General features: G+C 67.8%; 22 protein-coding genes. 15 read left to right on the top strand and 7 right to left on the bottom strand.

What is annotated here, in order from left to right:
- Nucleotide 1 precedes the first annotated feature (1 nt).
- Together FOY91_RS05290 and panC are read right to left on the bottom strand one after the other, a co-directional pair.
- Nucleotides 2–310 (bottom strand): SEL1-like repeat protein, encoded by a 309-nt coding sequence (locus tag FOY91_RS05290; protein ID WP_145148865.1) that lies wholly within the window; start codon nucleotides 308–310, stop codon nucleotides 2–4.
- 65 nt (nucleotides 311–375) lie between these two features.
- Entirely contained in the window at nucleotides 376–1,233 is an 858-nt protein-coding gene (gene panC, locus FOY91_RS05285) for a pantoate--beta-alanine ligase (RefSeq protein WP_145148863.1), read from the bottom strand.
- Nucleotides 1,234–1,317: 84 nt separating this feature from the next.
- Between panC and FOY91_RS05280 the strand changes: the two genes are divergently transcribed.
- The 10 genes from FOY91_RS05280 (at nucleotide 1,318) to FOY91_RS05235 (ending at nucleotide 10,383) form a co-directional block, all read left to right on the top strand.
- On the top strand, nucleotides 1,318–2,115 hold the full coding sequence (locus tag FOY91_RS05280; RefSeq protein WP_145148861.1) for a division plane positioning ATPase MipZ: 798 nt from the start codon (nucleotides 1,318–1,320) through the stop codon (nucleotides 2,113–2,115).
- Nucleotides 2,112–2,552, top strand: a complete 441-nt coding sequence (locus FOY91_RS22280) for a J domain-containing protein (protein WP_238995261.1) — start codon at nucleotides 2,112–2,114, stop codon at nucleotides 2,550–2,552. The genes FOY91_RS05280 and FOY91_RS22280 overlap by 4 nt, the downstream gene beginning before the upstream one ends.
- A 54-nt stretch (nucleotides 2,553–2,606) precedes the next feature.
- Nucleotides 2,607–3,989: a phosphoglucomutase/phosphomannomutase PgmG gene (gene pgmG / locus FOY91_RS05270; protein ID WP_145148859.1), complete on the top strand. Its 1,383-nt coding sequence runs from the start codon at nucleotides 2,607–2,609 to the stop codon at nucleotides 3,987–3,989.
- A gap of 128 nt (nucleotides 3,990–4,117) precedes the next feature.
- Nucleotides 4,118–4,456 carry an arsenate reductase gene (locus tag FOY91_RS05265; RefSeq protein ID WP_145148892.1) on the top strand — a complete coding sequence of 113 codons (339 nt, stop codon included), beginning with the start codon at nucleotides 4,118–4,120 and terminating at the stop codon, nucleotides 4,454–4,456.
- Nucleotides 4,453–4,836, top strand: a complete 384-nt coding sequence (locus tag FOY91_RS05260; RefSeq protein WP_145148857.1) for a RidA family protein — start codon at nucleotides 4,453–4,455, stop codon at nucleotides 4,834–4,836. Before FOY91_RS05265 ends, FOY91_RS05260 begins: the two co-directional genes overlap by 4 nt.
- A gap of 154 nt (nucleotides 4,837–4,990) precedes the next feature.
- The gene (locus FOY91_RS05255) at nucleotides 4,991–6,712 is read left to right on the top strand and encodes a catalase (protein WP_238995260.1); all 1,722 of its coding nucleotides are present in this window, start codon (nucleotides 4,991–4,993) and stop codon (nucleotides 6,710–6,712) included.
- Nucleotides 6,713–6,790: 78 nt separating this feature from the next.
- Complete coding sequence (locus FOY91_RS05250) at nucleotides 6,791–7,339, top strand: ankyrin repeat domain-containing protein (protein WP_145148855.1); 549 nt, start codon at nucleotides 6,791–6,793, stop codon at nucleotides 7,337–7,339.
- Nucleotides 7,340–7,392: 53 nt separating this feature from the next.
- The gene (gene panB, locus FOY91_RS05245) at nucleotides 7,393–8,265 is read left to right on the top strand and encodes a 3-methyl-2-oxobutanoate hydroxymethyltransferase (RefSeq protein WP_145148888.1); all 873 of its coding nucleotides are present in this window, start codon (nucleotides 7,393–7,395) and stop codon (nucleotides 8,263–8,265) included.
- Nucleotides 8,266–8,343: 78 nt separating this feature from the next.
- Nucleotides 8,344–9,060, top strand: a complete 717-nt coding sequence (locus FOY91_RS05240) for a tetratricopeptide repeat protein (RefSeq protein ID WP_145148853.1) — start codon at nucleotides 8,344–8,346, stop codon at nucleotides 9,058–9,060.
- Nucleotides 9,061–9,063: 3 nt separating this feature from the next.
- Nucleotides 9,064–10,383: an outer membrane protein assembly factor BamB family protein gene (locus FOY91_RS05235; RefSeq protein ID WP_145148851.1), complete on the top strand. Its 1,320-nt coding sequence runs from the start codon at nucleotides 9,064–9,066 to the stop codon at nucleotides 10,381–10,383.
- Nucleotides 10,384–10,405: 22 nt separating this feature from the next.
- On the opposite strand, the gene FOY91_RS05230 is transcribed toward FOY91_RS05235, so the two are convergent.
- A complete protein-coding gene (locus FOY91_RS05230) occupies nucleotides 10,406–10,591 on the bottom strand; it encodes a helix-turn-helix domain-containing protein (protein ID WP_145148848.1) in 186 nt (61 codons plus the stop codon).
- 180 nt (nucleotides 10,592–10,771) lie between these two features.
- Here FOY91_RS05230 and der point away from each other — a divergent pair, with 180 nt between their 5' ends.
- The 3 genes from der (at nucleotide 10,772) to FOY91_RS05215 (ending at nucleotide 12,895) form a co-directional block, all read left to right on the top strand.
- Entirely contained in the window at nucleotides 10,772–12,130 is a 1,359-nt protein-coding gene (gene der, locus FOY91_RS05225) for a ribosome biogenesis GTPase Der (protein ID WP_145148846.1), read from the top strand.
- A complete protein-coding gene (locus FOY91_RS05220) occupies nucleotides 12,127–12,351 on the top strand; it encodes a sulfurtransferase TusA family protein (RefSeq protein ID WP_275265936.1) in 225 nt (74 codons plus the stop codon). The genes der and FOY91_RS05220 overlap by 4 nt, the downstream gene beginning before the upstream one ends.
- 112 nt (nucleotides 12,352–12,463) lie before the next feature.
- Complete coding sequence (locus FOY91_RS05215) at nucleotides 12,464–12,895, top strand: Hpt domain-containing protein (protein ID WP_145148844.1); 432 nt, start codon at nucleotides 12,464–12,466, stop codon at nucleotides 12,893–12,895.
- Between the two features lie 55 nt (nucleotides 12,896–12,950).
- Here FOY91_RS05215 and bfr read toward each other — a convergent pair whose 3' ends face one another.
- The 3 genes from bfr to FOY91_RS05200 form a co-directional block, all read right to left on the bottom strand.
- The gene (gene bfr / locus FOY91_RS05210) at nucleotides 12,951–13,433 is read right to left on the bottom strand and encodes a bacterioferritin (protein WP_145148842.1); all 483 of its coding nucleotides are present in this window, start codon (nucleotides 13,431–13,433) and stop codon (nucleotides 12,951–12,953) included.
- A 96-nt stretch (nucleotides 13,434–13,529) separates the two neighbouring features.
- Complete coding sequence (locus tag FOY91_RS05205) at nucleotides 13,530–13,700, bottom strand: (2Fe-2S)-binding protein (protein WP_145148840.1); 171 nt, start codon at nucleotides 13,698–13,700, stop codon at nucleotides 13,530–13,532.
- Between the two features lie 58 nt (nucleotides 13,701–13,758).
- Entirely contained in the window at nucleotides 13,759–14,925 is a 1,167-nt protein-coding gene (locus FOY91_RS05200) for a DUF418 domain-containing protein (RefSeq protein ID WP_145148838.1), read from the bottom strand.
- A 178-nt stretch (nucleotides 14,926–15,103) separates the two neighbouring features.
- Here FOY91_RS05200 and mtnP point away from each other — a divergent pair, with 178 nt between their 5' ends.
- The gene (mtnP, locus tag FOY91_RS05195; RefSeq protein WP_145148836.1) at nucleotides 15,104–15,973 is read left to right on the top strand and encodes an S-methyl-5'-thioadenosine phosphorylase; all 870 of its coding nucleotides are present in this window, start codon (nucleotides 15,104–15,106) and stop codon (nucleotides 15,971–15,973) included.
- Between the two features lie 309 nt (nucleotides 15,974–16,282).
- Here the strand turns inward: mtnP and FOY91_RS05190 are convergent, their stop codons facing one another.
- Nucleotides 16,283–16,528 (bottom strand): DUF3072 domain-containing protein, encoded by a 246-nt coding sequence (locus FOY91_RS05190; protein ID WP_145148834.1) that lies wholly within the window; start codon nucleotides 16,526–16,528, stop codon nucleotides 16,283–16,285.
- Nucleotides 16,529–16,772: 244 nt separating this feature from the next.
- Here FOY91_RS05190 and FOY91_RS05185 point away from each other — a divergent pair, with 244 nt between their 5' ends.
- Complete coding sequence (locus tag FOY91_RS05185) at nucleotides 16,773–18,716, top strand: potassium transporter Kup (protein ID WP_145148833.1); 1,944 nt, start codon at nucleotides 16,773–16,775, stop codon at nucleotides 18,714–18,716.
- Nucleotides 18,717–18,868: the final 152 nt, after the last annotated feature.

The following is an 18,868-nucleotide window of genomic DNA, read 5'->3' as shown; positions in this document are numbered from 1 at the left end:
CTCAGGCGTGGGCGTGGACGCCGGCGTTTGCCCCGCCACGAAGCCACGTCCGGGCCTGCCGCTGGGCCTCGGCGATCTGCCGCGTGCTCATCTCATGTGCGATCTCGGCGCGGCAGACCTGCCCGGCGCTGTTGCCGCCGACCGCGGCGAGGTTGAACCACTTGTGCGCCTCGACCAGATCGACATCGACGCCGTCGCTGCCCGAGGAGAAGGCGATGCCGAGATCGTAATAGGCCTCGATATCGCCGCGAACCGCATCGGCCAGCCGACTGGCGATGACCATGCTCGTATTTCGCAGTGCCTGACCCATCGTTCGTCTCCAAATCCACATGCTGTTTCTGCAAGGAATTTGGCGTTGTTAAGCAAAACAACCAGTTAACGCGGGGCAACCTTCAGATTATCAATTAGTCTAACTCCGCCCAGTTTCGCAGCGGCGAGCAGGCGGGCCTCGTGGCCGGTCGCGTCGTCGAGTCGGTCGATCGGCGCGAGCGTGACGGCATCGCACAGCAGCACGTAGTCGATCGGGCCGAACCCCGCCTCGCCGAGCCGGCGATGCGCCAGCGCCAGTGCGGCGGCGACCGGCTCGCCACGCTCGATCGCACTCGCCGCCTCGCCGAGCGCGCGTGGCAAAGCGCGGGCGGCGGTGCGCTGCGCGGGATCGAGATAGGCGTTGCGCGAGGAGAGGGCGAGGCCGTCGTCGTCGCGCTCGGTCGCCACCCCGACGATCTCGACCGGCAGATCCAGATCGGCCACCAGCCGGCGGATCACCGCGAGTTGCTGGAAGTCCTTCTCGCCGAACAGCGCGATATCGGGCGCGACCTGATTGAGCAGCTTGGTGACGACGGTGGCGACCCCGTTGAAGTGGCCGGGGCGGGCGGCGCCGTCCAGCCCCTCGGTCACGCCACCGACCGAGACGGTGGTGGCGAAGCCGGCCGGATACATCGTCGCCACGTCGGGCGCCCACAACAGGTCGCAGCCCGCCTCCTCGAGCATCGCGGCATCGGTCGCCTCGCGGCGCGGGTAGGCGGCAAGATCCTCGTTCGGGCCGAACTGCGTGGGGTTGACGAAGATTGAGGCCACGACGGCCCGCGCGCGCCGCTTCCCCTCGGCGATCAGCGCCATGTGGCCGGCGTGCAGCGCGCCCATCGTGGGCACCAGCGCGACCCGTCCGCCCGCTTCGCGCAGGGCGGCCACCGCGTTGCGCAGGGTGTCGCGGTCACGAATGATTTGCACGGAACTGGCACCTCCGATAGACGCTCGGGGCGTTCTTTGGGGGGCGCCGCACGCGGAATCAAGAGGGCAGGGGGCGCTCGCACGATGGCCGAAGGTCACACGCATTTCATTGTTTTCGCCAACGAAAAGGGCGGGTCGGGCAAGTCGACCAGCGCCGTGCACATCGCCGTGGCGCTCGCGGCCGCCGGCCGCCGGGTGGCCGCGCTGGACATGGACACGCGGCAGCGCACGCTGGCCCGCTATCTGGAAAACCGGCTGGCGACGACGCGCCGGCTGAACGTCGAGCTGCCGATGCCGCTGTTCGACACGTTCGATCCGGCCAAGGGCGTGCCGATCGAGGCGCGGCTGGCCGAACTGGCGGCGGAGGCCGAGATCGTGGTGATCGACACTCCCGGGCGCGACGACCCGGATGCGCGCGCCGCGATCAGCCGCGCCGATACGCTCGTCACCCCGATCAACGACAGCTTCATCGACCTCGACCTGATCGGACAGGTGGATGCCGAAACGTACAAGGTGCGCCGCCCCAGTTTCTATGCCGAACTGGTGTGGGACGCGCGCAAGGCGCGCGGCAAGCGCGACGGCGCCACGGTGGACTGGGTGGTGCTGCGCAACCGCCTCCAGCATATCGAGGCGCGCAACATGAAGCGCGTGGCGCAGGCGATGGGCGAGCTTTCCAAGCGCGTCGGCTTCCGCATCGTGCCCGGCCTGTCCGAGCGCGTGATCTTCCGCGAGCTGTTCCCCAAGGGGCTGACGCTGCTCGATCTGGCGGCGATCGGCGAGCCGGGCATCGCCCACATCGCCGCGCGGCAGGAACTGCGCGAGATGGTATCCAGCCTCGCCCTGCCGGACTGGCCCGCCCGCCGGATCGCCGCCGCCGGATGAGCTGGCTGCTGCCGATCGCCTTCCTGATCGGCACGTGGGCCTGGGCCACCGGCCGCTGGCGGCGCATCCGCTTCGCCGATCTGCTTGCCATCGCGGCCGGGCTCTTGGCGGTGCGGCTGGCGATCCGGGCGGAATGGCTGCCCGCGCTGGTGGGGTTCGGCTGGGCCGGCGGGTGGCTGTGGCATCGGCGCCGGGGGCGGCTGTCGCCGCGCGCCCGGCCCCAGGGGACGCCGCCGGCCATGCCGGTGGCCGAAGCGCTCGGCCTGCTCGGCCTGCCCGCCGCCGCCGATGCCGGCATGGTGCGCGCGGCACACCGACGGCTGATCCGCCGCGTCCACCCCGATGCCGGCGGCTCGGCCGATCTGGCCCGGCGGGTGAATGCGGCGCGCGACACGCTGCTCGCGGAGTTGAACCGAAACGCTCCCCGTGCGTCGTGATGCGCAACCGTAACAATCACGATCACCCGACGAGCCCCAAGGAGTCCGCCCCTCATGACCCATCGTTTCGACCCGACGTCGCTGCGCGAATATGACATCCGGGGCATCGTCGGCAAAACCCTGGGGCCGGCGGACGCCAACGCGATCGGTCGCGGTTTCGCCACGCACGTGCGGCGCGCCGGCGGCACCCGCGTGGCGGTGGGCTATGACGGCCGCATCTCCTCGCCGGTGCTGGAGGCGGCGCTGATCGAGGGACTGACGGCGGGCGGCGTCGATGTCGTGCGGATTGGCCTCGGCCCCACGCCGATGCTGGATTACGCCGAGGCGACGCTGGAGGTGGACGGCGGCATCCAGATTACCGGCAGTCACAACCCGGCAGACTATAACGGCTTCAAGATGGTGCTGCAGCACCGCCCGTTCTTCGGCGAGGATATCCAGTCGCTCGGCAAGCTGGCCGAGACCGGCGACTGGGAGGAAGGCGAGGGCACCGTCTCCTCCGCAGACGTGATCGACCTGTACGTCGACCGGCTGATGCAGGGCTATGCCGGCGGGGAGTTCCGCATCGGCTGGGGTGCGGGCAACGGCGCGGCGGGCGAGGTGATCGAGAAGCTGGTGAAGCTGCTGCCGGGCGAGCATCACACGATCTTCACCGACATCGACGGCACCTTCCCCAACCATCATCCCGACCCGACGGAGGAGAAGAACCTCGAGGATCTGAAACGGCTGGTGGCCGAGAAGAACCTCGACTTCGGCCTCGCCTTCGATGGCGACGGCGACCGGCTGGGCGCCATCGACGGACAGGGCCGGGTGGTGTGGGGCGACCAGCTCCTCTCGATCCTTGCCGAGCCGGTGTTGCGCGCGGAGCCGGGCGCGACCATCATCGCCGACGTGAAGGCCAGCCAGATGCTGTACGACCGCATCGCCGAGCTGGGTGGCACGCCGCTGATGTGGAAGACCGGGCACAGCCTCATCAAGACCAAGATGAAGGAGACCAACTCGCCGCTGGCCGGCGAGATGAGCGGCCACATCTTCTTCGCGCACGATTATTACGGGTTCGACGACGCGCAATATGCCGCCGTCCGCCTGATCCGGGCGGTGCGCGTGCTGGGCGGCTCGCTGACCGCACTGAAGGACGCGATGCCGCACATGGTCAACACGCCGGAGATGCGTTTCCAGTCGTCCGAAGCGCGCAAGTTCGCGGTGGTGCAGGAAGTGCTCGACCGGCTGGAGGCATCGGGCGCCGACGTGAACCGCACCGACGGCGCGCGGGTGAACACCGCAGACGGCTGGTGGCTGCTGCGCGCATCGAACACGCAGGACGTGCTGGTGGCGCGCGCCGAGGCAAAGGATCAGTCCGGGCTGGACCGACTGATGGCGACGATCAACGAGCAGCTGGCGCAGAGCGGGGTCGAGCCGGTGTTGTCCGCCGGGCATTGATGCGGATAGGCGCGGCGGGCCGATGCCTGCCGCGCCGGCCCGGCCACCGGGCGGTTTGACGACGCCGTCGCCGTCGCTATGAAGCGCGCCGGTTCGGCAGACAGGAGCGGTGCGTGGCGGATGTGACGATGTACGGGATCCGCAACTGCGACACCGTGAAGAAGGCGCGCGCGTGGCTCGACGCGGCGGGCGTCGCCTGTGACTTCCACGACTACAAGACGGCCGGGATCGAACGCGATCGCCTTGAGGCGTGGGCCGATGCGCTGGGTTGGGAGACGGTGCTGAACCGCGCCGGCACCACCTTCCGCAAGCTGCCCGAGGCGGACCGGACCGGGCTGGACCGCGATCGCGCGATCACGCTGATGCTCGCCCAGCCCTCGATGATAAAGCGACCGCTGCTCGACAGGGGCGGCATGTTCACCGCCGGTTTCAGGCCGGCCACCTACGAAGGATTGTTCGGTCGATGACACGCAAGCTGATCTCCAGCGGTTCTCCCTTCGAGAAGCAGGCCGGCTATTCGCGCGCCGTGGTGGAGGGGGACTGGTGCTTCGTCGCCGGCACCACCGGCTACGACCCCGAAACTAGGGTGATGCCGGACGCCGCGGCCGATCAGGCGCGCAATGCCCTGAAGGTGATCGGCGCCGCGCTGGCCGAGGCGGGCTTCACCCTCGCGGATGTGGTCCGCGCGACCTATTATTTCACCGATGCCCCCTATTGGGACGAAGTCGGCCCGGTGCTGGGCGCGGCGTTCGAGGGTGTTCGGCCGGCGGCCAGCGCGATCGTGGTGGGGCTGGTGAAGCCCGAGATGAAGGTGGAGATCGAGGTAACCGCGCTTCGCCGCCGCTGAGATACACCCCTCACTGATCGACCCGCTCGCTTTGAGTGAGCCAGTAAGATCGTTTCTCACGTTGAACCGAATGGCTTACCGCTCATTTTATCAGGCGGGTAACGACCCGCCCGCGCCGGGGGCTTCCGTGGCGCGGTTCAACGGAGGGACGACAATGTTCAATCGAATTTCGCACGCGCGCGGCGTTTCCGTCGTCGCGCTCGTCGCCGCGACGGTGGCGGCCGTGCCGGTGCTGGCGCAGTCCGCCGATCCGGCCTCGACGCAGGCTGAGACGCGGATGACCACCGCCGCCGCTCCGGTGAGCGCGGGCAAGCCGCCGCTCGCACAGGCGGGCGTTGCCGGCACGGTGGACGCCAAGGGCGATACCGGCAGTGCCGTCGCGCCGCAGTTCACCCGCGACAACGGCGCGCCGGTGGGTGAGAACCGCAATTCCAAGACGGCGGGCGGCGATCTCGGCCCCGTGTTGCTGGAAGACAACCACCTGATCGAGAAGCTCGCCCGCTTCGATCGTGAGCGGGTGCCCGAGCGCGTCGTCCACGCGCGCGGCACGGGTGCCGGCGGCGTCTTCACCGCCACCGCCGACATCAGTGACATCACCAAGGCCTCGCTGTTCCAATCGGGCAAGCAGACTCCGGTGTTCGTTCGCTTCTCCACCGTGATCCATCCGTCGGGCAGCCCTGAGGGGATGCGCGATCCGCGTGGCTTCGCCACGAAGTTCTACACCGATCAGGGCAATTGGGATCTGGTGGGCAACAACCTGCCGATCTTCTTCATTCGCGACGCGATCCAGTTCCCGGACATGATCCACTCGCTCAAGCCCTCGCCCGTCACGAACAAGCAGGATCCGAACCGCTTCTTCGACTTCTTCTCGGCCACGCCCGAGGCGACGAACATGCTCACGCATGTTTATTCCAATCTCGGCACGCCGGCCTCGTACCGCACGATGGACGGCAACGGCGTCCACGCCTTCAAGCTGGTGAACGCCAAGGGTGAGCCGATCTTCGCCAAGTTCCGCTGGATCAGCCGGCAGGGCGTGAAGAACCTGAATGGCGCGCAGGTGGCGACCGCGACGTGGAACTACCTGACCGACGATCTCTACGGCGAGATCGCCAAGGGCAATTACCCGACGTGGGACCTGATGGTGCAGACCATGCCCGCCAGCGAGTTCGCCAAGCTGGACTACAATCCGTTTGACGATACGAAGGAATGGCTGAACGTGCCGTTCAAGAAGATCGGCGAGATGACGCTTAACAAGGTGCCGGACAACTTCTTCGAGTACACCGAGCAGTCCGCGTTCGCGCCGTCGAACATGGTGCCGGGGATCGAGCCGTCGCCGGACCGGATGCTGCAGGGCCGCTTGTTCTCCTATGCCGATACGCAGCGGTACCGGGTGGGCGCCAACGTGCAGCAACTGCCGGTCAACCGGCCGCGCGTGGCGGTGGTGAACAACAACCAGATGGGCCAGCTCGACCAGTCCGAAACGAAGACCGACGTCAACTATTTCCCGGCGGCGACCGGCGCCAAGACGACGGGCGACCAGTATCGCCAGTCCACCTACGAGGTGGCCGGCATGGCCGACGCCAAGGCGATCGCGAAGACGAACAACTTCGCGCAGGCGGGTGCCTTCTATCGGGCGCTGAAGCCGGCGGACAAGGCGGATCTGGTGAAGAACCTGGCGGGTGACCTCAACGTCGTGACCTCGGCGCGGACCAAGACGATCATGGTCAGCTACTTCACCCAGGCCGACAAGGATTTCGGCACGCGGCTCGCCAAGGCGACGAACGTGCCGATGGCCGACGTGAACCGGGCGGTGGCCCAGTATAACGCCACCAACCCCGATCAGGTGGCGCCGGGCGCGATGGCGCGCGCCAACTGATCCAGACCGATCCCGCAAGGGCCGCACCGGCCCCGGCGCGCTATCGTGCGCCGGGGCCACTTTTTCGGAGGACGAGCGATGTTCGCATCCCTGATCGCAGCCGTCATGGCCGCCACGACCCCGCCGCCCGCCGCCGCCACGCTGCCACCGCCCGTGCGCCGGCAGGAGCTATTGTTCGAGGCGGCCCGGCTCGGCCGCACCGATCTGATCGCGCCGCTGGTGACATCCGGCGTGGACGTGAACGCGCGTGATCCGCGCGGCTTCACCCCACTGAGCCTCGCGGCGTACAACGATCATCTCGATACGGTGAATGCGCTGATCGCGGCGAAGGCCGATGCGTGCCTGCCCGATCGCGATCAGGGCAATACCGCGCAGATGGGCGTGGCGTTCAAGGGTTATGACCCGATCGCGGCACGGCTGCTGAAGGCCGGCTGCGATGTGAACGCGCGCAACAAGGCGGGGCAGACGGCGCTGATGATGGCCGCGCTGTTCGGCCGCACGACGCAGATCGACATGCTGGTGGCAGCCGGTGCGGACCGCGCCGTGCTGGATGCGGCGGGCAATTCCGCCGCCTCGGTGGCGGCGGGGCAGGGCAACGACAAGGTGGTGAAGCAGCTCGGCCGGTAAGCGGCCCCGTGGCGGAGATTGGCGGCGCGCGCCCTCTCCGCTACACCGTTGCCATGTCCACCACCTTCACCATCGACACCGCCACCAGCCGCGCCACCCCCACGCCCGCGCCGATGAAGCGGATGACCGTGCCCGCCATCCGCGCGCGCAAGAAGGAGGGCGTCACGGCAGAGCCGCTGGTGATGCTGACGGCCTACACCGTGCGGATGGCGCAACTGCTCGATCCGCACTGCGACATGCTGCTGGTGGGTGATTCGCTGGGGCAGGTGATCTACGGCCTGCCCTCCACCGTGCCGGTCAGCCTCGACATGATGTGCGCCCACGGCGCCGCCGTCACGCGCGGCAGCTGGCACAGCCTTGTGATCGTCGACATGCCGTTCGGCAGTTACGAAGGATCGCCCGAACAGGCGTTCCACAGCGCCGCGCGTATCCTGAAGGAGACGGGGGCGGCGGCGGTGAAGCTGGAGGGGGGAGAGGCGATGGCGCCGACGATCGCCTTCCTCGCGGCGCGCGGCATCCCGGTGATGGCGCATATCGGCCTTACCCCGCAGGCGGTGAACGTGCTCGGCGGCTATGGCGCGCGCGGCCGCAGCGAGGCGGAGGCGGCCAAGATCATGGCCGATGCCACGGCGGTGGCGGATGCCGGCTGCTTCGCCATGGTGCTGGAAGGCGTGCTCGAGCCGATCGCGATCGCCATCACCGAAGCGGTGGCGGTGCCGATCATCGGCATCGGTGCCTCGGCACGATGCGACGGGCAGGTATTGGTGGTGGACGACATGCTCGGCATGTTCGAGCGGGTGCCGCGTTTCGTGAAAAAATATGACGACCTCGGCACGCGCATCGCCGAGACGGCCGGGCGGTATGCCGCCGACGTCCGCGCACGCACCTTTCCCACGGTGGAGCAGACGTACCAGCCCAAAGCCTGATACCAGCTTTCGTTCAGGTCGCGCCGCGTCTAAGGGGGGCGAGCGCGGTCGCGCGGATATTCCTTGTGGAGAGACTGCGTGGCCCTCACGCCCCAGAATGAAGAGACCTTCTTCCGCGAAGTGGACGAGGAACTGCGGCGCGACCAGCTCGGCAGTTTCTGGCGGCGCTATGGCAAGCTGCTGGTGGCCGGCATCGTGGTGGCGCTGCTGCTGTTCGCCGGTTACCTGTTCTGGCAGCACCGGCGCGAGCAGGCGGCGGGTGTCGCCGGCGAGCAATTGAGCAGCGCGTTGCGCGACGTGAGCGACAACAAGCCGGCGGCGGCTGCGCCGGTGCTGGCGAAGCTCGCCGACAGCGATGTCGCCGGCTATCGCGCCACCGCCCGCCTCACCAGTGCCGCGCTGGCGCTGGACAAAGGTGACGACAAGGCGGCGATCGCCCAATATGGCGCGATCGCGGCGGATGACTCGCTCGCCCAGCCATTCCGCGATCTCGCGCTGATCCGTCAGACGGCGGTGCAGTATGACACGCTGCCGCCCGCGCAGATCATCGCCCGGCTGAAGCCGCTGGCGGTGGCGGGCAACCCGTGGTTCGGCAGCGCCGGCGAACTGGTCGGTCTGGCCTATCGCAAGATGGGCAAGAACGATCTGGCCGGGCCACTGTTCGCGGCGATGGCGAAAGACAAGGACGTGCCCGAGACGATCCGCGCCCGCGCGATGCGGCTGGCGGGTCTGCTCGGCGCGGATACGGCGGGGCAGGCGGCCGGCACGGCCGCCACCGGCCCGGTTGGGGAATAAGCGATGAAGCGTTTCGTGATCGGGCTGGCGCTGCTCGCCACGCTCAGCGGCTGCGGCGTGTTCGGCGGCGGCGAGAAGAAGACCAAGACGGCGCTGCTGGGCGAGCGCATTCCCATCCTCACCGCCGAGAACAGCGCGGAGATCGATCCGGCGCTGGCCGACGCGCCGGTGGTGCTGCCCGAGGCCGTGGTCAACGGCGAATGGACCCAGCCGGGCGGCAATGCCGCGAAATCGATGGGGGCGCTGGCGCTCGGCCAGAATATCGCCCCGGCATGGTCGGTGCGGATCGCCGGCAGCAGCACCAAGGCACGGCTGGCGGCAGCGCCGGTGGTGGCGGACGGCAAGGTCTTCGCGATCGATACCGACGGGGTCGTCCATGCCTTTGCCACGACCGATGGCAAGGTGCTGTGGACCGCCGCCACTGCCACGGGCAAGAAGAGCGAGAGCTCGCGTTTCGGCGGCGGGGTCAGCTACGAGAACGGGCGGCTCTATGCCACCAACGGGCTGGGCGACGTAGTGGCGCTGGATGCGACCAACGGCAGCCAGCTGTGGAAGGTGCACCCCGGCGGCCCGCTGCGCGGATCGCCCACCATCGCCAACGACACGCTGTACGTCGTCAGCCAGGACAACCAGCTGTTCGCGCTGAAGACGACCGATGGCAGCACCGTGTGGAACGAGGCGGGCACGCTGGAGCTGGCCGGCGTATTCGGCGTGGCCGCCCCCGCCGCCGCGCAGGGCACCGTGGTGGCCGGTTTCTCCTCGGGCGAGTTGAACGCCTATCGCTACGAGAACGGGCGCGGCGTGTGGCAGGATGCGCTGTCGCGCACCAGCATCTCCACCGCCGTCGCCAGCCTGTCCGATATCGACGCCGATCCGGTGATCGATGGCGGCCGGGTGTATGCGGTGGGACAGGGCGGTCGCATGGTCGCGCTGGAACTCACCACCGGGCAACGGCTGTGGGAGGTCAACGTCGCCGGCATCTCCACCCCGTGGGTGGTCGGCGACTGGCTGTACGTGGTGACGGACGAGTCCAAGCTGATGTGCATCGCGCGCACCACCGGCAAGGTGAAATGGCTGACGCAGCTGCCGCGCTACCGCGACGACAAGCCCAAGAAAGGCACGATCACCTGGACCGGCCCGGTGCTTGCAGGCGACCGGCTGATCCTCGCCAGCTCCGAGGGGCAACTCGCCAACGTCTCCCCGGCGGACGGGCGGCTGCTTTCCACCGGCAAGGCGGGTGCGCCCGTGTTCCTGCCGCCGGTGGTGGCAAACCAGACCCTGTTCCTGCTCGACAACCAGGGCCACCTAACCGCCTGGCGCTGAGGCGCCGGGCGGGAAGCGGCGGTCAGCGCGCCGTCGCCTCCAGCACTTTCTCGATCGCCGAGGTAACCCGCTGGTTCGGGCGGCCGCGCAGCACGTCGCTGACCGACTTGCGCGGCAACTGGTGCAGCCGCTCGAACTCGAAGACCGAGCCATAGGTCTTGCGCAGCGCCGCCTTCACGTCTTCCCGATGCATCGAACCGATCGTCATCGTCTCTTTCTCCGCCGTTTCCCCGATCGATTAGCGCGTCGCCAGCCGCCGTATCGGACAAGCTGGTCGGGATCGGTGCGAAGTTGGAGGTGCGGCCTCGGCGTGGCCCGCCGGACCTCCACCAAGGTTTCGGCACGGCAGGTGATTACACCCGGAGCCAAACTGCTCTAAGGCGGCGCGATGCATCGTCTTCCCATCGTCGCCATCGTCGGTCGTCCGAACGTCGGCAAATCCACCCTGTTCAACCGCCTCGTCGGCAAGCGCCTGGCGCTGGTCGACGATCGCCCCGGCGTGACGCGCGATCGGCGGGAGGGGGATGCCGAACTGCTCGGCCTCGATTTCCGCATCGTCGATACCGCCGGTTTCGAGGATGAAGACCCCGATACGCTGCCCGGCCGGATGCGCCAGCAGACGCAGGCCGCGGTCAGCGGCGCGGACGTGGCGCTGTTCATGATCGATTCGCGTGCGGGTATCCTGCCGCTGGACGAGGAGATCGCGCGCTGGCTGCGGTCCGGTGACACGCCGGTGATCGTGCTGGCCAACAAGGCCGAGGGCAAGGCGGGCGAGGCCGGGGTCAACGAGGCGTTCGCGCTGGGTTTCGCCGAGCCGGTGCCGTTCAGCGCCGAGCATGGCGAGGGCATCGTCGATCTGTTCGAGGCGCTGCGCCCGCACATCGAGCATGAGGATTTTGAGGCCGCCGAGGAGGAACCCGAGGAGGGCGGCCCGCTGAAGCTGGCGATCGTCGGCCGGCCGAACGCGGGCAAGTCCACGCTGGTCAACCGCATCCTCGGCGAGGAGCGGATGATTACAGGCCCGGAGGCCGGGATCACCCGCGACTCGATCGCGATCGACTGGGAATGGACCGCGCCCGACGGCGAGGTGAAGCCCGTCCGCCTGATCGACACCGCCGGCCTGCGGAAAAAGGCCAAGGTGCAGGACAAGCTCGAGAAGCTGTCCGTCGCCGACGCGCTGCACGCGGTCGATTTCGCCGAGGTGGTGGTGCTGCTGCTCGATGCCACGCTGGGGCTGGAGGCGCAGGACCTGCGGATCGCCGACAAGGTGTTGCAGGAAGGCCGCGCGCTCATCATCGCGCTGAACAAATGGGATGTCGCCGAGCATCCGCCGAGCCTGTTCCAGGGTGTGCGCACCGCGCTGGACGAGGGGCTGGCGCAGGTGAAGGGCGTGCCGCTGCTCACCGTATCCGCCGCCACCGGGCGCGGGATCGACCAGCTGCTCGCCGCCGCATTCGAGACGCGCGACGCATGGTCCAAGCGCGTCTCCACCGGCCAGCTCAACCGCTGGTTCGAGAAGGCGCTGACCGCCAACCCGCCGCCCGCGCCGGGGGGCAAGCGCATCAAGCTGCGTTATCTGACCCAGGCCAAGACGCGGCCGCCCGGTTTCATCCTGTTCGGCACGCGGGTGGATCAGCTGCCCGAAAGCTACCGCCGCTATCTGGTCAACGGCATCCGCAAGGAACTGGGCTTCGGTGCGGTGCCGGTGCGGTTGACGGTGCGCGCGCCGAAGAACCCGTTCGCTTGAGCGGGCCACCGTATGCGGTGGTCGTCGTCGATACGCGCGGGATGCGGTGCCCCTGGCCGGCGTTGCGGCTGGCGAAGGCGATGCGCGCGCTGCCGCCCGGTGCCACGGCGCGACTTCTGGCGGATGATCCCGCCGCCCCGCGCGAGGTGGCAGCCCTGGCGGCCGAACATGGTTGGCAGGTGCATGATGACGGTACCGGGGAATTGCTCGTAAACGGCTGAATTGCGCCGAAACGGCGCGGTTCGCGGGCAGGTGTAAACCCGTTGTTTACGAGAATCCCGGCATAGCCCGATCCGGGGATCCCCGAACGGATCGTGTCAGGGAAGCGGGTCGATGAGCGAAACAGACGGTCGTATCGTCGACAGGCAGACGTTCTCGCGCGCGCGGACGGAACTTGGTGCCGGATTCGTGCGGATCCTCAGCTACTTCCGCGAAGACGGGACGAAATCGGTCGCGGCGATCGAGCAGGCGATGCGGCGGCTGGATGCGGCGGCGCTGATCCTGCCTGCCCACACGCTGAAAGGCGAATCGCTGCAGTTCGGGGCGGAGCCGCTGGGCGCGCTGGCCGAGCAGATCGAGCAGGGTGCGCGGCGCTGTGTGGAGGCGCGGCAGACGCCGGAGGAACTGCTGGGGGCGGTGGTACGGCTGCGGCCGCTGTTCGACCAGACGCTCGCCATCTTCGACCGGGAAACCAACCCGCTGGTCGACCGCCGGCCCACCTTCGGGCGCAAGGCGGCGGTGCAGCCGAGTTTCGACCGGGCCTGACTTCGATCGCGCGCCGGCCGGTCGGCGGCGCCGGTTCGCACCGGCGCCGCTCCGGTTACATCGCTTCGGCCGGTTTCGACTGAAGCTGGACGTAGTTCTGGATGCCCATCCGCTCGATCATGTCGAACTGACGCTCGAGATAATCGACATGCTCTTCCTCGTTGTCGAGGATCTGGAGCAGCAGGTCGCGGCTGACGTAATCGCGCACGGTCTCGCAATGGGCGATGCCGTCGCGCAGCACCGGGATGGCCTCGTTTTCAAGCGCTAGGTCGGCGCGAAGCACCTCCTCCACCGTCTCGCCGATCTTGAGGCGGCCGAGCAGCTGGAAGTTCGGCAGCCCGTCGAGAAACAGGATGCGCGCGGACAGTTTGTCGGCGTGCTTCATCTCGTCGATCGACTCGCCATATTCAAACTTCGCAAGACGCTCGATACCCCAATGGTCGAGCAAGCGATAATGCAGGAAATACTGGTTGATCGCCGTGAGCTCGTTCTTGAGCGCGACGTTCAGATACTCGATGGTTTGGGCGTCGCCCTTCATGATGACCTCCTTGGCTATGTCTCTCCTATAACGCGGAGACGACCTGAAAGGCACCTGAAAACGGCGGAAAACCGCGGAAAAGTCTAGTTGAAAGCGTCAGGCAGTAGCGTGCTCCGCCGCGATGATCTGACGTGCGAACGGGACGCATTGACCGCACCTCGGGCGCATGCCCATCGATGCATAGGCGCTGCAGGGGCTGGCGTGGCCCGCCCGTGCTGCCTGCCGGACATCCTTCTCGCGGATAGCATTGCAAACGCAAACGACCATCGACGACTCTCCTCTCGTAACGCCGATGCTATCTATGATGAGAGTAAGTCGCAATAGCCTACATGCTTCGAAAGCGGGGCCGGACGCCTCGGCTCGTCGCACGCCATACCCATTCCAGCGGCCCGTAAGCGAATCGGGTCAGCCATGCGGGGGACCACAGCAGCATCATCGCCCAGATCGCCGCCACCACGAGATAAAGCTCGGCGCGATCGAGCCGACCGTACAGACCGGCGCCATAGCCATAGAACAATGTCGTCGCGACCAGCGAGGTGGCGATGTAGTTTGACAGCGCCATCCGTCCGGCCGCCGCCAGCCGCGCGATCGCGCCCCTCAGCCTGCCGGCACGCACGACCAGCACGATCGCGGCAACGTAGCCGAGCGCCAGCCACGGCCGCAGCACGAAAGATAGCGCGTCGGCCAGCGGGATCGTCGCCGGATCGAAGCGCGCCGCCACAAGCATCTGTGATACCGGCACCTCCAGCGCCGCCGCCGCCACGCCTGCGCCGACAAGCAGGCGATACACGCCGAGCCGCCACGCCCCGCCAAAGCAGCCGAGCCGGTACAGCGCCATACCGAGCGCGACATAACCCAGCGTTTCGGGAAACGAGAGCGCCAGCAGCCGTGTCTGGAACATCAGGGTGGTGGGTGCGCGCGCCGCCATCACATGGGCGAAGCCGCCGCGATAGAGTGCGATCTCGCGGGCGATCATGCTCGGCTGCGGGGTGGCCGCGGCCAGCACCGACTGCCATGCCTCGACCACGCCGGGCATTGCGCCGGGGGCCAGCGCCGCCGCCCTCAGCGCGGCGAGTTGCTGCCACGCGAGCAGATCGTCGGCCAGCGCGAAGGCGAAGCACAGCGCCGCGACGGACAGCAGCGCCGCCGGCCGCCAGCGCCACCCGATGAAGGCGACTGCCCCGACCAGTGCATATTCGACGAGGATATCACCGAACCACAGCAGCCACGCGTGCGCCATGCCGAACAGGAGCAACACGCCCATGCGCCGGTAGTGCAGCCAGGCCGGGCGCTCGGCGCGATCTGCGATCAGCAGCAGCGAGGCGCCGAACAACATCGTGAACAGCGCGCGCATCTTGCCGTCCGCGAACACGTAGGCAAGCGCCCATGCGGCCAGGTCGGCGCCCGTCGCCCCGCCATAATAGAAGGGGTCGACATAGGCATAGACCGGCATCCCCATCGCCACGATGTTCATCACGAGGATGCCCAGCACGGCGAAGCCCCGGATCGCATCGATGGTGACGAGGCGCGGCGCGCCCTCGGGCGGGGGATCGGCGAAGGTCAGGGCGGTGCTTCCAGGCCAGGGGCCGACAGACTTAATCCGGCCCGCGCGCTTGTCACCGGCAAAAGCGCCGGCCTATTCCGGCGCGGGCGGCAAAGGCGGGCGAACCATGACGGACGGCTGGACGATCGGGATCATCGGGGGATCGGGGCTGTATGCCATCGACTCGCTGGAGGAGGCGACGTGGCGGACGATCGACACGCCGTGGGGTGCGCCCTCCGACGATATCCTGTTCGGGCGGATCGGCGGGGTCGAGGTTCGCTTCCTGCCGCGTCACGCGCGCGGCCACCGCATTCCGCCCTCCGAGGTGAACGCGCGCGCCAATATCGCCGCGCTCAAGCTGGCGGGCTGCACCGATGTGGTGGCGATCTCCTCGATCGGGTCGCTGCGCGAGGAACTGCCGCCCGGCCATTTCGTCGTGGTCGATCAGTTCATCGATCGCACGGTGGCGCGGCCGTCCAGCTTCTTCTCTACCGGGCTGGTGGCGCATGTCTCCATGGCGGAGCCGGTGTGCCCGCGCCTTTCGGCCCTTGCCGAGGCGGCGGTGGCAGTGGCCGGCGGGGCGGTGACGCGGGGGGCGACGTATCTGGCGATGGAGGGTCCGCAATTCTCCACCCGCGCCGAAAGCCTGATGTACCGCCAATGGGGGGCGGACGTGATCGGCATGACGGCGATGCCCGAGGCCAAGCTCGCCCGCGAGGCGGAGCTGCCCTACGCGCTGGTCGGCATGGTGACCGATTACGATTGCTGGCGGCAGGAAGCGGCGTTCGTGGAGGTGGCGGAGGTGATCGCGCAGATGGGGGCGAACGGCGCCGTCGCCCGCCGCTTCGTCGAGTCGTTCGTGAACGCGCTGCCCGGAGCACGCACGTCGTCACCGCTCGACAGGGTGCTGGAACATGCGCTCATCACTGCGCCGACTATGCGCGATCCGGCGATGATAGCCCGGATCGAGATATTGAGCGGGCGGCTGGTAGAGTAGATCGGGTAGTGGCCGTTCGCCGCCTTGTTGTGGCTTATCGGGTGGGCGTTACGCAAAAATGCGGATGCCGGCTGATAGAAAGCTGAACTGCGGTTTTTCCCACGCCGATACGCACTGTCCAGCGGAAGCATTATCCGAACAGGCTAGCGCCAATGCCAATGTACAGCGGTGATCTGCCGGTGTGACGGCTTGCGCCGGTACAGCAATCGCGCAGGCGCCGCACACTATGTCCGCCCAATCTCACCTACACTTACTCAAGCCCGCGTTCCCAACTCGGGGGGGCGGCGGAGCAACCGCCGCCCCTCCGGGTCATTTTCCCCGGCCGGTCTTTTCCTGCAGGGCGTCGATCTGCTTGGAGGCATCGGCCTTCGTCAGCGACGGGTCGAACTCGACGCCCGCCTCCTCGCTCAGGGTCTTGAGGTAGGAAGCCTGCGCGCCAGTCATTTCCTCGTCGCCCGTCGTCCAGTCGTCCGGGTCCTTCTGGGCATTCGACGTGGGATGGGTCTTCGGGTTTTCCGCGTCGTGATCCTCGGCGGCCTGATCCTTGGTGGTCATCGCATTCTCCTTCCCGCGCCGAACGCTTCGTGTTCATGCCTTGTTCCAGCCCGGCGACAGGGTTATATCGCGCCTGCCAGCCCCCGGCGTGCGGGGCGGGACCGGCCCTGTTTTCAGCCCGTTGCAGGTGGCTGGGGGGCATGCTAGGCGCCGCCACAGTCGGCCCGGCTCTCCGGGCGAGGCAGGATCGGCGGGCAAACGATGCGTAGTGCAAGGTCCATCCGTCGATGAACGCCGTTCGTCGATGAGTGATGGTGGAGCAGTCACCGCCGACATGCCGCTCGCACAGGGCGGCCATGACGGCCAGGGGCATGATGGCCACGGCCACGGCAAATCCAGGCTGACGACGCTCGCGCTCGGCGCGGTCGGCGTGGTCTATGGCGATATCGGCACCAGCCCGCTGTATTCGATGAAGGAGATCTTCGTCGGCCATCACCCGCTGGCGGTCGATCCGCTGCATATCTACGGCGTGCTCAGCCTGATCTTCTGGTCGCTGATCGTCATCGTGACGCTGAAGTACGTGCTGCTCATCCTGCGCGCGGACAACAAGGGCGAGGGTGGCAGCCTCGCGCTGCTCGCGCTGATCCAGCGGCGCACCGGCGGCGGGCGCTGGTCCGCCGGGCTGGTCATGCTGGGGGTGCTGGCGACGGCGCTGTTCTTCGGCGACTGCATGATCACGCCGGCCATCTCGGTGCTGTCGGCGATCGAGGGTCTCACGATCGTCGAGCCGAGCTTCACGCCGTTCGTCCTGCCGATCTCGGTGGCGATCCTGATCGGCCTGTTCATCCTGCAATCGCGCGGCACCGCGCTGATCGGGCAGTTCTTCGGCCCGATCATGCTGACCTATTTCATCGCCATCGGCGTGCTGGGGGTGATGAGCATCATCGCCAACCCCGAAGTGCTGATCGCGCTGAATCCGATCTGGGCGGTGCGTTTCTTCGCGCACGATCATGTCCTCGCCTTCCTCGCGCTCGGCTCGGTGGTGCTGGCGGTGACGGGGGCGGAGGCGCTGTACGCCGACATGGGCCATTTCGGCCGGCGGCCGATCCAGGCGGCGTGGCTGTACCTCGTCTTCCCGATGCTGATGCTGAACTACCTCGGGCAGGGCGCGCTGCTGCTGCGCCAGCCGGGTGCGGCGGAAAACCCGTTCTTCCTGATGGCGCCGGATGCGTGGCGGCTGCCGCTGGTGATCCTGGCGACGCTGGCGACGGTGATCGCTAGTCAGGCCGTCATCACCGGCGCCTTCTCGGTGGTGCAGCAGGCGGTGCAGCTGGGGCTGATGCCGCGCGTGCGGATCGAGCATACCAGCGCGTCCGCCGCCGGGCAGATCTACGTACCGAGCGTCAACTGGGCGCTGATGGTGATGGTGATCCTGCTGGTGCTGATGTTCGGCCAGTCGTCCAATCTGGCGGCGGCGTACGGCATCGCGGTGACGGGCACGATGTTCATCAGCACGTGCATGCTGGCGGTACTCGTGTTCCGCGTGTGGAACTGGCCCAAGCTGCTGGGCGGGCTGTTCATCCTGCTGTTCCTGGCCGTGGACGGGGTGTATTTCGCCTCCAACCTCACCAAGGTGCCCGATGGCGGCTGGTTCCCGCTGCTCGTCGGCCTGTTCGCCTTCACCATGCTGACGACGTGGGCACGCGGCCGCCAGCTGATGATCGCGCGGATGAAGGAGGCGGCGATGCCGGTGAAGGTCTTCGTCAAGTCGGCGGTCAATTCGGCCGTGCGCGTCTCCGGCACCGCCGTGTTCATGACGTCCGCGTCTGACGGCGTGCCGCACGCGCTGCTGCACAACCTGAAGCACAACAAGGTGCTGCACGAGCGGGTGCTGCTGCTGACCGTGAAGATCGAGGACGTGCCCTATGTCGACCAGAAGGTGCGGACGTCCTCGCTGGAGGATCTCGGGCAGGGCTTCTACCGGCTGATCCTGCGCTACGGCTTCATGCAGGATCCCGACGTGCCGGCGGCGCTGGCGGCGACGACCGAGTGCGGCCCGCAGTTCAAGATGATGGACACCAGCTTCTTCCTGTCGCGGCAGACGCTGCTGTCGTCGGAGCGGCCGGGCATGGCGATCTGGCGCGAGAAGCTGTTCTCGTGGATGCTGCGCAACGCGGAAAGCGCGATGGAGTTCTTCCGCTTGCCCACCAATCGCGTGGTGGAGCTGGGCAGCCAGGTGGAGATCTAGCGCAGGCTGACGTCGGGCGGATGCACGGCCGCCGATGCCGATGTCGTCAGGCCTGTGGAATTGCCTCCGGGTGGAAGGTGCGGCACCTGCCCTTCGAGACGAGTCCCCGCCGGCTCTTATTTTTCAGAGGGTGCGAATGGATCGGCCCCTGC

Origin of the sequence: Alterirhizorhabdus solaris (assembly GCF_007785815.1) — a bacterium.
Classification (GTDB): Bacteria; Pseudomonadota; Alphaproteobacteria; order Sphingomonadales; family Sphingomonadaceae; genus Alterirhizorhabdus; species Alterirhizorhabdus solaris.
The sequence above is the reverse complement of the archived record's forward strand: the minus strand, read 5'-3'. Positions and strand labels throughout refer to the sequence as shown.